Origin of the sequence: Bacillus thuringiensis (genome assembly GCF_001182785.1) — a bacterium.
Lineage (GTDB): Bacteria > Bacillota > Bacilli > Bacillales > Bacillaceae_G > Bacillus_A > Bacillus_A thuringiensis_S.
Genome location: NZ_CP012099.1, coordinates 2,654,697 through 2,669,205 on the forward strand (window position 1 = coordinate 2,654,697; position 14,509 = coordinate 2,669,205).

The following is a 14,509-nucleotide window of genomic DNA, read 5'->3' on the forward strand; positions in this document are numbered from 1 at the left end:
AAATCCTTATTATTGTGCATGTAAAATACCTTGAAGTACAACTTCTAATCCCCAGCGGAACCTTTCTTCTCCACCAGACAACATATCATCTTTTAAGCTTACAATCATCGGATACTTTACTACATCTAATGTTTCGTACGAAGCACGAATTGCGTCAAGTGTAGTTCCCTTTTCTTTACGTGCTGTTTGTTCAAAGGCGACTGAAGCAGCATATAACAGTAGAATATCTACTCCCCATGCTGATGATTTCGCATTTACTCCTCCTAGGTGTAATTGGTGCAAAATCTGTTCGGTAAGAGCTAACGAATTTGGTCCAATTGGAATTGTCATTAAAGCCAATTCTGCCATTCCAGGGGAATTGAACAAAATTCTGAAATATGAATATACAAGTTCAAATAATTCTTTTTTCCATGTTTCATTTTTGACATCTATTTCTTCAATCTTTCCTAGACCATAATCTAATACAAACGCTCTTAATTCATCAGCATTTTTAACATAAACATATAAAGAAGATGGTCCTGTATCTAGCACTTTTGCAATTTTTCTCATACTAAGACCTGATATTCCTTCAGACTCCAGGAGGTTATATGCGGTTTTCACAATGATTTCTTTACTCAATGGTTCTTTTGCTGGTCGCGAACGACGGCTATTCGTTGTATTTGTTTTCTCTTCCATAGTTCTCCTTAATTACATCCAGTTTTATTGTTGTCCATGAAGTTGATTCATAAGATTGTACATTTTAATAGCAGCATCTTCTGAAAAAAAAATTTCAAGGTTATCATTTGAGATAGCAGCAGATTGTGAAGAATAATCGTACATTTTTCCTTCATAAGTTTTGATTGCTTCGTTCAAATCGTCATACTTTACAATAGCCAGTGCAAGTTCTGCTGCATCACGCATAGCTAGGTTCACACCTTCTCCAGCAAATGGAGACATTAAATGAGCAGCATCACCAATTAAAGTAACACCAGGTGTACTATTCCAAGTTAGCCCCACAGGTAACATATAAATTCGTCTAGGAAAGATTGCACCATCTGCACATCTAATATAATTTTTAAGAGTTTCATCCCAGTCCTCAAAATATTGTAGAAGTTGACTCTTTGCTTCTTCTACATTTTCAAATGGAATCCCACAATTATCAAGCCATTCTTTATTAGTTCTAAAACTTAAGTATACTCGAATACTGTCATCTCCATTTAACTGTGCCAAAATACCTTTTTGATCCGAAAGTGCAAAGACTTTACCACGCCGATTAAACTCCGCTATTCCCGGATGATTTTCCGTGACATTTTGCAAATTCAATTCAATCATACTAATTCCAGTATATTGTGGTACCGAATCTGTGACAAGTGGGCGAATTTGTGAAAAAGCTCCATCTGCCGCTACAACTAAATCCACAATATCTACATGTCCATTTTCAAAATGAAGTTTATGCATACCATTTTCTAGAGAAACGGCTTTTATTAAATTATATCCCCAATGTATACATTCTGAATCAACAGAGTTTAAAAGCAACTCACGCAAAGTACCACGATCAATTTCAGGACGATCCCCGCCAGCTGAATCTGCTTCTTCATCTAAATATATTTTTCCACTTTTATCAAATAAGCGAAAATCTTCTCCCTCATATCTAGCAAATTCATAAAATTTCTCTAACAATCCTGCTTCTTTTAGCGCTTCTTGACCAGAATCATGATGGATATCTAATGAACCTCCTTGTTGACGACTCATTGGGGATGTTTCTCTTTCATACACCACACTTTTTAAACCATGTTGTTGTAATGTACGAGCTAATGTTAATCCTCCTGGTCCAGCGCCTATAATGGCAATTCTTTTTTTCGTATTTTTCGTTCTTTCCATCATTAATCACACCTTACATGTTTTTGAATTACTTGTTTTATTTATAACATAACGAACAGTGTTCGTAAAGTACAGCGTTCGTTATTCTCCCAAGGAAATTATGGTAACGGCTCCAATAAGAAAAACATGCTACAAATTAGTAATAGCATGTTTTTTGTATCATCTATTTATTTAAGTTCTCAAAACACTTCAGTCGTTTCTATTTAAAGCTCCTTCTTTAATAGCTTCCCTTGCTTAAAATAAGCTCCAATTGTTGTACGGTTTGCTAAAAATACACCTATCAAAATGAAACAAGCCCCCATTCCCATTGTAGGATTTAAGGGTTCTCCTAATACGATATACCCTACGATAATTGCTATTAATGGTGATACATATAACCACGTCGATGGAAATACTGGGTTTGTCTTTGATAAGAGCCAGTAATATAATCCGTGTCCACCGATCGATCCGATAAATATGAGATATAAAATAGGCCATTGTACACTCCATGAAGTTAATACAGTTACATTTGGTTGTTCTACAATAATAGATGCGATTAGTAGTAAAATCCCTCCATAAAACATTTGAATTCCGTTTATAAGAAATGGTGATACATTTGATAAATCTGAAAGTATTTCTTTCGAACGAATAGAGCCTATTCCGTAAAATAACTCTCCTATAACTAAAACAATACAAGCAATACTCCATATGAAACTTACTTGTTGATGCATTCCTGGTAAAGAAACAAATATAACACCTATTAGTGCAATAACTAAAGCAACGAGTTGTTCCTTTTGTAATTTCTCCCTATTCCTCTTTGCTTGTATTAATAAAATCATCATTGGTCCCGTAGCAGACAGAACAGCAGCTAATCCCGAAGAAATATATTGTTCTGACCAATATAAACTTGCGAATGTCATAAATGTTAAACAAAATCCAGCATACATAATGCGTTTTGAAAATATATGTGGCATAATTTCTTTTCGCTTTAATTTAAAAATAATCATAAGGATTATACCCGCTAAAAAGAAGCGAATTCCTGCTGAAAACAACGGTGGCGCCCCTGCTTCAATTCCAATTTTTATCGTTAAAAATGTTGTCCCGAAAATAATACATACTAAAATGTAATTAAAAATGACCATTTTTCTTCCTCCTTTTTACTCTTAAAATGAGTATAGAGGGTATGGTGTATAACAGTGTATCGGTACATATAACAGTTACTTCAAGTTGTAGTTGATTCCCTATATATTTTTCGCTTTAATTAAATTAAAAAGAAAAATAGGTGAACCTATGAAGATTGTATTGCGTAAAGAATCAAACATACCGTATTACAAGCAAATATATATGCAAATTGTTGAAAGAGTACAAAGTGGTATGCTTTCACATGGTGAATCCCTTCCTTCTTTACGTTGTATGGCCACAGATTTACAAATCAATGTATTAACTGTTCGTAAAGCTTATAAACAGTTAGAAACGAAAGGATATATACGCATCGAACAAGGAAAATGTGCTTACATATATAAACGTGTAAAGAAAGATTTCAAACCGATACCGTATAAATGGCAACAATCAAAATCTATTAATGTTATGCGTTCTCAATATGTAATGAATAAACACCGTAAATATTATGATTTTTCACAAGCCATTCTGTATCCCCGTCTGTTACCAAATCCATTTTTGGCAGACGAAATGCATAAATTGCTGGATAAAAATCCGATGTTGTTAGCAACTTACGGGCCCGTTCAAGGCGATTATGAGCTGCGAGTTGAAATAGCAAATTACTTAAATGAACACCAGAAATTAGTGACGGACCCATCTCAATTATTAATTACAAGCGGAGCACAACAAGGAATTGATTTAATTGCTCAAACATTATTAAAACCTGGAGATACTGTATTAGTAGAAAGTCCATGTTACAGTGCCGCGCTTGATATTTTCATCAATAAAGGTGTTCAAATCATTCCCGTTCCTCTTGATAATAATGGAGTTCGCTCCGACTTAATTGATGATATTTGTCAAAGTAAAAATCCCGTTTTATTGTATACGAATCCCACCTTCCAGAATCCGACAGGTACAGTAATGAGTAAAGAACGAAGAATGGAACTTATAGAACTAGCGGAGCTATATCAATTTTTTATTATTGAAGATGATTCTTTCGGAGAAATATATTTTGAGGATGCTATAGTCCCGCCCCCAATCAAAAGTTTTGATAAAGATGGCCACGTAATATATATAAAAGGATTTAGTAAAACGTTAGCACCAGGACTGCGTATCGCAGCACTTATTGCCGATGGCCCTATTTTTGAATGGCTATATGCAGTGAAAGGTTCAATGGATATCGGTAGTCCTTTATTAACACAAAAGGCACTTCTACCGTTTTTACGTGCGGAACGTATGAAAAATCATTTAGAAAAATTACGAACAGCTTTACAAATGAGACGTGATTTAACAATTGATATATTATCGCCATTAAAAGAACTAAACTTTGAAATCCCAAATGGCGGTTTTAATTTATGGGTGACACTGCCTGATTCGATAGATCCCTTTACCTTATTACAAAAAGCAAATGAAGTAGATGTCTCTTTTTTACCAGGAACAGCTTGTCTATTAAATTACGAAACAAATGATAACCAATTAAGAATTAGCTATTCAATGTTAAACGAGAAAGATATGGCGATTGGATTAGAGAAATTACATGATACAATACGAAACAGTATAGGTTAGAAGTACTATCACAATGGCCAACAATAAATAATATCCAAAAATGAAAATGTGTAGTATGGGATATTATTTATTGTTGAGCTTTTTCGTTATTCAAATCTAGTTACTCTATAAGCTGTAATCTTCATTATCATTCCACTTTAACTACAATCTTTCCTCTAACATGTTGTCCTTCACTCAAAATATGAGCTTCTCGAACTCCTGCTTCATTAAATGGCACCACTTTACTTATGATTGGTTTGATTTTTCCGTTTACAATTAAAGCTGATAATTCTTCTAATTGTTTTCCATTTGGTTTTAGCCATAAAAATCCTGATTTTATTCCTTCTACTTTTTGTAGTGGTTCATGAACAATGGAAACTAGAACACCACCAGGTTTAATAATTCGAAAACTTTTTTCTTGCACTTCGCCACCTATTGTATCTAACACAATATCAAAATCTGATACTAGTTCTTCAAATTTATCTTTTTTATAATCAATAACGAGATCCGCTCCTAAAGACTGTAAAAATTCTTTATTTTTACTACTAGCAGTCGTTGCAACAAAAGCTCCAAATGATTTTGCGATTTGGATTGCCAAACTTCCAACGCCACCAGCTCCAGCATGAATGAATACACGGTCATTTTCTTTTATTTTTGCGTAATCTACAAGACTTTGCCACGCTGTAAGTCCTGCAAGAGGAATAGAAGCTGCTTCTTCGTAACTAATATTATTAGGCATATGTGATACTAAATCTAATTGTACTGCAATGAATTCAGCATAAGAGCCGCTTCCTATATTTTCAGGTTTCGTAAACACTTTATCTCCTATATTGAAACACTCTACATCTTCTCCAACTTCTTCAATAACTCCAGCTACATCTAATCCTAAAGTGATTGGAAATGAAAAGCGTAACTGTTCTTGTAAGTCACCTTTTCTTATTTTCCAATCAACTGGATTAACAGATGTTGCATGAATACGTATTAATACCTCATTATTCTTAACAACCGGTTTTAAAACTTGTCTTTCTTTTAATTCTTCAACACTGCCATATCGATCAATAACAATTGCTTTCATTTCCTCTCCTCCTTGCTGTTTATTTTAATAACATACAATTATTTCTCAAAATTTTTTGCCTTGAATTACCATATACTTATTTTTGGGGGTAATTATGCATGAATCGTTGTGAATTCCAAAATGAATCTTACACACACCTTAGAATCATTCAAAATTGTATTTTTAATTAAATTCAAAAGAAATGGAGTGAACTCTATGAGTGAAAAGATATTTAAAATAAACGGTATTGATATATGTACAGAAAGCTTCGGTAACTCTAATGATCCCGCTATTTTATTAATTATGGGAGCTACTTGTTCAATGATATATTGGGATGAAGAATTTTGTGAACAGTTGGCGAACACAGGGAAATTTGTTATTCGCTTTGATAACCGTGATGTTGGACGCTCTGTTACATATGAACCTGGCACTTCAAATTATTCAGTAACAGATATGGCTGAAGATGCAATCGGGGTATTAGACGCTTATCATATTGATAAAGTCCATCTTTTTGGTATGTCATTAGGTGGTATGATTGCTCAAATTGCAGCTGTAAAATATCCTGATAGAATTTTGACGCTAACTTTACTAGCGACTAGTGTAATAGGATCTGATGACAATACTCGCGATTTACCCCCAATGGATGAAAGGATTTTAACACATCATGTAAATGGCACAAGTATAGATTGGACAAATAAAAATGATGTGGCAGAGTATTTAGTTTCAGGATCTCGTCTATTATGTGGATCAGAACGAATATTTGATGAAAATAGAGTTTATACACAAGTAAAACAAGAAATAGAACGCGCAAACAATTTATTAAGTATGTTTAATCACGCTTTACTTCAAGGTGATGATGCATATGAAGGTGTACTTCACTCCATACAAGCACCAACATTGGTTATTCACGGAACAGACGATACAGCACTCCCACTTGAACATGGCCTCGCACTAATTGATGAAATTCCAAACTCAGTACTATTAACTCTTAAAGGGGCAGGTCATGAAAATCATCCAAATGATTGGGAAAGCATAATTACTGCCGTTTCTAAACATACATCTGAAATTTAGACAAACAAATAATTAACAGAAGGGGCACAAATTGTATTGTGCCCCTTCCATTTACAAACAAAACCCCATCACTGTATTCGTATGTATAGTGATGGGGACTTCTTATATTTTTCTATGTTTAAAAAAATGGACAATCTAATTGATCAACAGATTCCCATAATTTTTTTTTTGCATTTTCGGTGGATGTATTTGCTTCTAGTGTCATGTTTTTAAAAGGGTTTACTTCGACTTTTAATAAGGATGAAGGCTCCACATATAATGAGAAAACATGGCTGCTTGGTAAAGCTTTTGAAACGTCAATATCTCCTACTTGTTTAAATAGTTGCTGCGCAGCAAAAAAGAAGAAATTAGTTGGATTTGATTGTTTATTCAGCCACGCAAGCATTTCAGGTGATACCGATTTATGAATATTGATTTTTACTCGATCACCACGTTTATATCGCCTAGATCGCATACTTCCACCAACTAACTTATCGTTAAGTTTGTAAATCCTAACTCTTTTTGCTTATGCTCTCTATATTTTGGCGAACAAGTATAAACTAATAATCCTCGTGCATTTGTAAATAACGGATTATCTACAAAGATTACATTTTTGAGTCGTCCTTTTTGCTTTAAAATCATTTTTAAACTGTTTTTAATAATTACTGCGCCCCCGCCATAAATAAACACGTATGGATCGTCTTTCATATCATCGATTTTATTTATAATATCTGTTGCAACACGCGCTGCTAAACCTAATAGTGCCGGCTGTGATTCCTCAACTAATAAGATATTTCTCGGATGCTTATCATTTAAATAAATTTGATTGAACTCTGTAATGCTATCAATCGTCTTAGTTGGATACTTCCGGTTCCATCTCGTAATGATTTGTAGTAACGTTTCTTTTACACCATAAGATAAACCTTTACTTAGTTGCGGACGGAAATTTACCCCTAATGAAACAACTTCTTCTGTCGTCCCTGCACCAATATCAAAAGAGAGTAGTGTTTTATCTACAAAATCAATTTCAGAAACTTGATTTTGCTCACATTCTATTTTATGTTTCACAACATTTCCTTCTTCATCATATACAATGCCCCACGTCCCAGAAGCGCCCTCAGGCAGGCATTTACAAAACTCAATTGAAACATTAATTGTCACATCGCGTCCGTTCGGATAATGGAAAATAACCTTATGATTTCCCATATAACGTTTTGCATTTTCAGCAGCTATTTCTTGTGTAATAAGCTGCATAGGAAGAGCGACAGATAAATCATAACGAATATTAATATGGCTAGAAGTTGGACTTTGACGCATAGCGCTTACCGCCAAACCTGATAGTATTGTAATAACCATTAACTCATCCGTTGACTTATTCGATTTTTTCTCTACCTCAGTACCTTTTAATTGATCTTGAATGACTTTTTCTCCAACGATGTATCGTACATTATTTAGCATTAACGATGGCGAACTTATAGTCACATCAATGTGGTTTTCTAATTCTGATAATGAAACATCTACCTCATCTAAGAGTCCTGTCGGCTCACCTATATATAAAGAATAAATACTCGGAATAAAAATAGGGTCTTGCCCTTTCACCATTAACTTCAAACCGTTGTTTCCTGCATCTGCACCAGCTTTTAAAAGTATAGACATAACTACCCCCTAAATTAATCTGACATCCCTTCCAAATATATGCGAGCCCATTCTTTTACATTCAAATGTATTGTAATTTTTTACTTATCATAAAAACAAAATATTACACACTTACATATTGCATGTAAAAAGTATTTGACATGATACTTCTACAATTTTATACTTATATTTGTAAAGAGTTTTTTACAATCGAGGGGGGCAATTATTTATTGAATACTAAAAAAACTATTTTTATAATCATTGTTTTAGCATTAATTGCAATACTAGTACATGGCACATATAAATACATCACTGAAGGTTCTATTTTGGGAGGTACAATTTTTGCTATTTCGTTAATACTTAGTAACTTAATTAATCACATTACTTGGGGAGATCCCCACGGTGTATCAGAAGAAAGTCAAGATGAGATGGGACAACAAATTACATATAAAAGCTTTAAAATTGCGTATTTTATGCTTGTAGTTGTAATGTTCCTTTTATTAATCTTCTCCGAAGGATTTTCTATGGGGGCTAATTTAGATGGCGTTAAAAACCTCCCTCTGTTCATCGCAATTTGCTCTTCATTCTTTATTTATCCTATTGTCGAACTCATAGTTGCAAAACAATATAAGTAAAAAGATGAGGTTTTCTACATGTAGAAAACCTCATCTTTTTATATTTACATACTCTCTACAATTGCTTTTAATTTATTCACAGTACGCCAATTCCTAACTGTAGCTGGTGTATGTAATTTCTGAAACTGGTTCATTAATTTAGAATTTCGAATGCTATTTTTGAAAAACAAATAAGCAACCTTCTCATCTATATAGCAATCTTCAAGTTCACTTTTAAATGTAAGCAATTGACTACTTTCCTCTTCAGAAAGTACATTAGCTAAAAAAGCAACATGAACACTTTCTCCTTCTAACAATGAATGAACTTCATACGGACATTGTTTAATAATATTTATAAATTCACCATATGTTCTTAGCATGACTGGAACATCGAAATCAAATTCATTTTTTATTTCAGATTGTATTCGGTCCTTTAGAAAGTTTATATCTTCCTCAGATTCGAACACGATATTACCACTTTGTATATATGTTTTCACTTGTTTTAACCCTATTGATTCAAACACTCGTTTTAAATCAGCCATTTTGATTACTTTATGTCCACCGACATTGATTCCTCTTAGTAATGCAATATAAAGTGTCATATTATTCCCCCACAATAAAATAAACTTATCAATTGAATCGATTTTCCCACTCATATTTCTCGGATATTTGTTTTAATTCTTCTAACATATCATGAATAGATAATACCTCAAATAAAATAATAGACTCACTTGAAAAATGGTGATGATAATGATTTGGTTTATAATCTTTTAAATCATTTTTATAACTCCAAAATTGCTTGTCTAATTCAGCAATAAGTTTAAAATGTTCCTCATCAATTTCATTACAACGGTTTCTCAATATAGCAATTATAGAATGAATTGTTCGTTGTAATATTTCCCTTTCACTTTGTGACCAGTCACAAGTCTCAATTGACACTCGAGCTAAATTATCTATATGGTAAATGATTTGCTGTAATATATGAAGTTGGTTCTGCATGGTTAAAAAGCTTCTCATTTCCTTCATTGTATGTTGATGATATTTCCAATCTTTCTGCTCATATTGAACAAATTGTATCGCCTTATGCAATAATAAAGTCAATTTAGATAAATCCTGAGCAGTCTCCTTTTTCATACTTTTTTCTGCAACTAATGCAGCAGTCCATTCTTCCATAATATTTGCTGTTTTAGCAAATAGATCCTCTGTACATCCAAAAATCGTTTTCGTGTAGTGTGGTGGGAAAATGAAAAAATTCACTAAAGTAGATACTATAATACCAGTAGATGTAGTAGCTAAACGAATTAAAAATGCAGTGAAATAATGATCTGCCGTAATTGGAATCATAGCTACAGCAGTTAAAGTTGCGACTAATGTTCCCGCGTGTAACCTTAGTTTTTGACATGTAACGATCGTAAACATTGCAGCTAATGCATAAGAAATTGCTTGGTGGCCTAGGAAAAATGTGAAAGTCATGGCATATGCCGATCCAATTGTTGAGGCCGGAAAGCGAATAAGTCCTTTTTTTATTGAGTCTGTTGCAGTTGGTTCAATTGTAACAATTGCTGTTATTACAGCAAAAATAGTTGGGATGTTGAAAAATTCACAAACTAACACTGTAAGAAAAACTGCAATCCCAGTTTTAATTACTCTTCCCCCAACGATATTCCATTTTCTATCTTGATTCATTTTTTATATCCTTCATTTCTATTTCATTTTATATACATATATTATATATTGTTAAAATAAAAAAACCTACTACATGAATATTCAAGAGTAAGTTTTCTATCTCATTATTTCATTATAGGTAAATGCATTATTATTTGTTGGCCAATTGGTCCCATTCTTCTAAAACCTTTATCCTCGAAGCCGACTTTTGCATATAAATTTTGTGCAGGAATATTTCTTTCATTCACAGCAAGTACAACTTCATTTTTTATTGGAAAATAGCGTTTTACAAACTCTTCTAATAATAACAATGACTTTTTAGCGAATCCTTTTCTTTGTCTATTGTGATTAATAGAAAATGACGTTAAAAGTAAAGCATCCTCATTATCTGTGAACTCCTTTACTCTATCTCCCGTTTCCAATGCGAAAAGACCCACCGGTACCCCATTGTAATCTAAAATAACAATCACATTTTTTGTACGATCACTTTTTGCTTTTTCCAGTAATGCGCTTGGATCTGCTGTAAACTGAACTTGTTCACTTGGTAAAGTAAATGTTTGTATAACTTCTTTATATTTCTCCTTATACGGAACTAATTGAATTTCCCCTGTGTGTGTGTTCATGCTAAACTCTCCCATTTTTTAGCTTATTAACTTATACCTTGCTGTGCTTTTGAATGCACTCTTCCATCTAAAAAGGTAATTTCAACAAATGAATTTGGATCGTTTCCTTTCCAAGCAAAAATTTGTTTAATTTGTGTAGAATGTTCTACCCCTTCTTCTATAAGTAAATCCCCTTCAAAACCAATTAAATCTTTCACTTCTGTATAAGTCATTCCTTCATTTATGTTCGAGAAATGATTTATATTGATAGATTCTTTCTGTTGCCTTTCCATCACAGTAGAAGAAGTTGCTGTTTGATTTTTCACTTCTTTTCTCTTTTCACACGCTGTCATACTGAAACCTAAGCATAAACTAAACAATATACATGCGCTTTTTTTCATCATAACAGTTGTCCCTCCCATCATAATTAAACCATATATTCCCTTAAAAATAAACTGAATATTTAATATTATACTTAAAAACCTCGCACAATTAAGTACGAGGCTAATTTCATTTATTCAAATGATTATTTGATTGATCATCCTGTTCTTTTCTTAACTCTTGTTCTTCATCTTTTGGTAATTGTTTATCATTATCTTTAATTGGATTCGTTTCTCGATTTTCAATCATATCATTTGGAACTTGTGGCATTACTCGTCCCACAATAGCCGCTAATTCATCTAGTATACCTTCACCTGTTTTTCCTTTTTTAATTTGCTTTCCGATTTGTTTGAGGCGTTCATACGTATCAACATCTGCTACAACGACTGCATTAGCACCGTCAGGGTCATTTTTTAAACTTTCTGCAACAGAATATTTAATTGATTCAACACGAGTTCGATCAAGTTTTGCTTTTACGTCTATACCTACAATAGCATATTTTCCAACAACGACCGCTGTCGCATCATTCACACCTGGCACACTTGCTGCTAAAGATGCTAAATGATCTGCTGCTTTTTCATTTGGCTTATTTGATTTATTCGTATAATTAACATTTTTCATTGAGACATTTTTTTGTTCTGGTTTTTCGTTTGGATTATCTTTTTTTCCGATACTACATCCAGTAATAACGAAACAGAGCATCAACATATATATTAGGGTTTTCACTATTTTCACCACTTTACTATTAAAGTTTAATCATAAATTTTTTCAACAGCTTGCATTTTCTTTACCTTTTCCTCGGCCCCGCTATTAGCATTAATGAATATTTGGTACGTATCTTTTCCTAAAGTACCTACAAATTCATAGCAAAGTACTTCATTATGCAAATCATTAACTACTACAGCTTTACGTTCTTCCATTACTTTTACATCCGGATTGATTTTCTTTCTTGCTTCTGCTGCAGTTAGCTTTGCCGATGGAACTGTTCGTTTTTGATGTGACGCTAAATATTCTTTTGCGGAGAACCCTACGATAGAACCGTCATCTAAAGCAATTTTCATTTGGATTGCTTCTGGATAAATTCGTACTCCATTTTCATTTACTACATACGTAAATACACCAACATTATCATATTGTGAGCTATTATAAAGCTCCATATTATTAAACTTATGGTCCTTTAAAAATTTTAAACCTTTACTACCTGCATCGTTTAAACTAACTTTCTGTTCTTTAATTTCGCGGTTATTCATAACCCAAATTGGATATCCGCCTTTTCCGGTAATATCCATATAGAACTCATTGTTCGTTGCTTCATCTTTAATTTTCACACTATAGAAGGATTCTTTCGCACCTTTTCCACTTTTCTCTACATCTACTTTTTCATTTCCTTTTAAATTCAAAAACGATTTGGCAATTTTCGCCGCTTCATCTTTAGAAATTGCCTTTCCTTCCGCTTCAAATCCGCCTTTTTTATTTTTTTGCGCACTTGTAAAGGTCGGTCCGAAGTTTGTAGAAGAATATGATGTTACGTTTTTCTCTACAGTTTTCAATCCATCAATAATTGTGTTATCTGCTGGATCACGATTTGATGCAAGTGCCATTTCTACATCCATCCAGCGTAAATTATTTTTCAAAACAAGATGTTGTACTTTTCTTAGTTCATCTTGTATATTTCCTGCATTTGAATATAAAGTTTGTAGCGTTTTATATTCTTGCTCATTTAACGGCTCTTTTTCTAAATCACGAATGGCTGCACGGTAACTGAAATCACCGATATTCGCTAAAAATTCTTCCGTTTTATTAAATGGCATTAATGTTAAAGGAAGTTGTCCTACATCTGAGCGAGCTTCAGATGTTAAACGCCATACATCCGCTAATGCAGGTGATAAAGATGATCGTGAATTCATCGCAAGTGTTGTGCCAATTTTATCGTGTAATAAATCGACTTCGTATGCTAAATCATGGAATGCACGTTGATAGCTATTTTCCGCTCGAATTAAAACCGCATTTTTCTCTTGGTGCTCTTTATAGCCCCAATAGCCTGTTCCTACTACACCGACTGTTAATAATACAATGATAATACCTCGTAACATTGTCCCACCTCCGCTCTATTTACAGAAAATATGTTTACCGATTTTTTTAATTTGTGGACGAGTCCAAATCCATTTACTAGTCGCAGTATCTGGATTGAAATAATATAAAGCATTTCCTGTTGGATCCCATCCGTTAATCGCATCTAAAACTGCTTTTTTTGCTGTTTCATTTGGCGTTAAATATATTTGTCCATCGGCTACTGCTGTAAATGCTCTAGGCTCAAAGATTACACCTGAAACAGTATTTGGGAATGACGCACTTGTAACACGATTCAAAATAACAGCAGCTACTGCAACTTGTCCTAAATACGGTTCACCACGTGATTCTCCGTATACTGCGTTTGCCATAAGCTGAATATCATTTTGAGAATAACCGTTCGGAACATTTGTCCCTTTATTTTGAGGTGGTTTATTCTCTTGTGCAGTTCCGCCGCTATTTCCTTTATTCGTTGTCGTCCCTTTGTTAGCAGTTGACTTGTCATACTTCGTTGCCTTCACGAGCATTTGCTTCGTTTTAGCTCCAGCTAAACCATCAACGGGTAATCCGAATTTCTCTTGAAAATTCCGAAGTGCCCAATATGTACCCCATCCGAAAACACCATCCACTTTTCCCGTATAAAATCCGTTATATTTCAAACGAGATTGCAGTTCAATGACATCTTCGCCAGATGCTCCTCTTTGAATGACTTGATTAGAAAAAGCTTCTACATTCTTTAGTTGTATACTACTGACCATTAAAGACAGTCCTATGAACGTAAGTAAAACTGCTATTTTAAAAATAGCTTTTTGGCGCATAATTTTCCCTCCTTAATTACGGAAATGATTTCTTGGTTATGTTTTGTAAAAGCCTCGCTTTTATGTAAAGAAGACAAA

General features: G+C 33.7%; 16 protein-coding genes. 3 read left to right on the top strand and 13 right to left on the bottom strand.

Going from position 1 to position 14,509, the window contains the following annotated elements:
- Positions 1–9: 9 nt before the first annotated feature.
- From AC241_RS13680 to AC241_RS13690, 3 genes are all read right to left on the bottom strand, one after another.
- On the bottom strand, positions 10–675 hold the full coding sequence (locus AC241_RS13680) for a TetR/AcrR family transcriptional regulator (protein WP_016081346.1): 666 nt from the start codon (positions 673–675) through the stop codon (positions 10–12).
- Between the two features lie 24 nt (positions 676–699).
- Positions 700–1,863: an FAD-dependent oxidoreductase gene (locus AC241_RS13685; protein ID WP_050843864.1), complete on the bottom strand. Its 1,164-nt coding sequence runs from the start codon at positions 1,861–1,863 to the stop codon at positions 700–702.
- 200 nt (positions 1,864–2,063) lie between these two features.
- Positions 2,064–2,981, bottom strand: coding sequence for a DMT family transporter (locus AC241_RS13690; protein ID WP_000234338.1), 918 nt, complete (start codon positions 2,979–2,981; stop codon positions 2,064–2,066).
- Between the two features lie 148 nt (positions 2,982–3,129).
- Between AC241_RS13690 and pdxR the strand changes: the two genes are divergently transcribed.
- The gene (gene pdxR, locus AC241_RS13695) at positions 3,130–4,563 is read left to right on the top strand and encodes a MocR-like pyridoxine biosynthesis transcription factor PdxR (protein ID WP_050843867.1); all 1,434 of its coding nucleotides are present in this window, start codon (positions 3,130–3,132) and stop codon (positions 4,561–4,563) included.
- A gap of 127 nt (positions 4,564–4,690) precedes the next feature.
- On the opposite strand, the gene AC241_RS13700 is transcribed toward pdxR, so the two are convergent.
- Positions 4,691–5,617, bottom strand: a complete 927-nt coding sequence (locus AC241_RS13700) for an NADP-dependent oxidoreductase (RefSeq protein WP_029442511.1) — start codon at positions 5,615–5,617, stop codon at positions 4,691–4,693.
- 195 nt (positions 5,618–5,812) lie between these two features.
- On the opposite strand from AC241_RS13700, the gene mle reads away from it, so the two are divergent.
- Positions 5,813–6,667, top strand: coding sequence for a BCA family alpha/beta fold macrolide esterase (mle, locus tag AC241_RS13705; RefSeq protein ID WP_029442512.1), 855 nt, complete (start codon positions 5,813–5,815; stop codon positions 6,665–6,667).
- A gap of 118 nt (positions 6,668–6,785) precedes the next feature.
- On the opposite strand, the gene AC241_RS13710 is transcribed toward mle, so the two are convergent.
- A complete protein-coding gene (locus AC241_RS13710; protein ID WP_001257761.1) occupies positions 6,786–7,121 on the bottom strand; it encodes a hypothetical protein in 336 nt (111 codons plus the stop codon).
- 11 nt (positions 7,122–7,132) lie between these two features.
- Complete coding sequence (locus AC241_RS13715) at positions 7,133–8,302, bottom strand: ParM/StbA family protein (RefSeq protein WP_016081340.1); 1,170 nt, start codon at positions 8,300–8,302, stop codon at positions 7,133–7,135.
- Between the two features lie 209 nt (positions 8,303–8,511).
- Here AC241_RS13715 and AC241_RS13720 point away from each other — a divergent pair, with 209 nt between their 5' ends.
- Entirely contained in the window at positions 8,512–8,916 is a 405-nt protein-coding gene (locus AC241_RS13720; protein ID WP_050843869.1) for a hypothetical protein, read from the top strand.
- A 44-nt stretch (positions 8,917–8,960) separates the two neighbouring features.
- Here AC241_RS13720 and AC241_RS13725 read toward each other — a convergent pair whose 3' ends face one another.
- From AC241_RS13725 to sleB, 7 genes are all read right to left on the bottom strand, one after another.
- The gene (locus AC241_RS13725; protein WP_000177384.1) at positions 8,961–9,497 is read right to left on the bottom strand and encodes a DUF1697 domain-containing protein; all 537 of its coding nucleotides are present in this window, start codon (positions 9,495–9,497) and stop codon (positions 8,961–8,963) included.
- Between the two features lie 28 nt (positions 9,498–9,525).
- Entirely contained in the window at positions 9,526–10,581 is a 1,056-nt protein-coding gene (locus tag AC241_RS13730; protein WP_050843871.1) for an aromatic acid exporter family protein, read from the bottom strand.
- A 104-nt stretch (positions 10,582–10,685) separates the two neighbouring features.
- Positions 10,686–11,198: a GNAT family N-acetyltransferase gene (locus AC241_RS13735; RefSeq protein WP_141542537.1), complete on the bottom strand. Its 513-nt coding sequence runs from the start codon at positions 11,196–11,198 to the stop codon at positions 10,686–10,688.
- Between the two features lie 11 nt (positions 11,199–11,209).
- Positions 11,210–11,566, bottom strand: coding sequence for a hypothetical protein (locus tag AC241_RS13740; RefSeq protein WP_050843873.1), 357 nt, complete (start codon positions 11,564–11,566; stop codon positions 11,210–11,212).
- 106 nt (positions 11,567–11,672) lie between these two features.
- Positions 11,673–12,269, bottom strand: coding sequence for a YhcN/YlaJ family sporulation lipoprotein (locus AC241_RS13745; protein ID WP_043315256.1), 597 nt, complete (start codon positions 12,267–12,269; stop codon positions 11,673–11,675).
- Positions 12,270–12,295: 26 nt separating this feature from the next.
- A complete protein-coding gene (ypeB, locus tag AC241_RS13750) occupies positions 12,296–13,636 on the bottom strand; it encodes a germination protein YpeB (RefSeq protein ID WP_050843875.1) in 1,341 nt (446 codons plus the stop codon).
- A 15-nt stretch (positions 13,637–13,651) separates the two neighbouring features.
- Positions 13,652–14,431: a spore cortex-lytic enzyme gene (gene sleB / locus AC241_RS13755; protein WP_050843877.1), complete on the bottom strand. Its 780-nt coding sequence runs from the start codon at positions 14,429–14,431 to the stop codon at positions 13,652–13,654.
- Positions 14,432–14,509 lie beyond the last annotated feature (78 nt).

Coding starts and splice junctions, on each gene's coding strand:
- sleB (WP_050843877.1), bottom strand. CDS start 14,431: ATGCGCCAAAAAGCTATTTTTAAAATAGCAGTTTTACTTACGTTCATA.
- AC241_RS13735 (WP_141542537.1), bottom strand. CDS start 11,198: ATGGGAGAGTTTAGCATGAACACACACACAGGGGAAATTCAATTAGTT.
- AC241_RS13715 (WP_016081340.1), bottom strand. CDS start 8,302: ATGTCTATACTTTTAAAAGCTGGTGCAGATGCAGGAAACAACGGTTTG.
- AC241_RS13685 (WP_050843864.1), bottom strand. CDS start 1,863: ATGATGGAAAGAACGAAAAATACGAAAAAAAGAATTGCCATTATAGGC.
- AC241_RS13740 (WP_050843873.1), bottom strand. CDS start 11,566: ATGATGAAAAAAAGCGCATGTATATTGTTTAGTTTATGCTTAGGTTTC.
- AC241_RS13690 (WP_000234338.1), bottom strand. CDS start 2,981: ATGGTCATTTTTAATTACATTTTAGTATGTATTATTTTCGGGACAACA.
- ypeB (WP_050843875.1), bottom strand. CDS start 13,636: ATGTTACGAGGTATTATCATTGTATTATTAACAGTCGGTGTAGTAGGA.
- mle (WP_029442512.1), top strand. CDS start 5,813: ATGAGTGAAAAGATATTTAAAATAAACGGTATTGATATATGTACAGAA.
- pdxR (WP_050843867.1), top strand. CDS start 3,130: ATGAAGATTGTATTGCGTAAAGAATCAAACATACCGTATTACAAGCAA.
- AC241_RS13710 (WP_001257761.1), bottom strand. CDS start 7,121: ATGCGATCTAGGCGATATAAACGTGGTGATCGAGTAAAAATCAATATT.
- AC241_RS13680 (WP_016081346.1), bottom strand. CDS start 675: ATGGAAGAGAAAACAAATACAACGAATAGCCGTCGTTCGCGACCAGCA.
- AC241_RS13730 (WP_050843871.1), bottom strand. CDS start 10,581: ATGAATCAAGATAGAAAATGGAATATCGTTGGGGGAAGAGTAATTAAA.
- AC241_RS13700 (WP_029442511.1), bottom strand. CDS start 5,617: ATGAAAGCAATTGTTATTGATCGATATGGCAGTGTTGAAGAATTAAAA.
- AC241_RS13725 (WP_000177384.1), bottom strand. CDS start 9,497: ATGACACTTTATATTGCATTACTAAGAGGAATCAATGTCGGTGGACAT.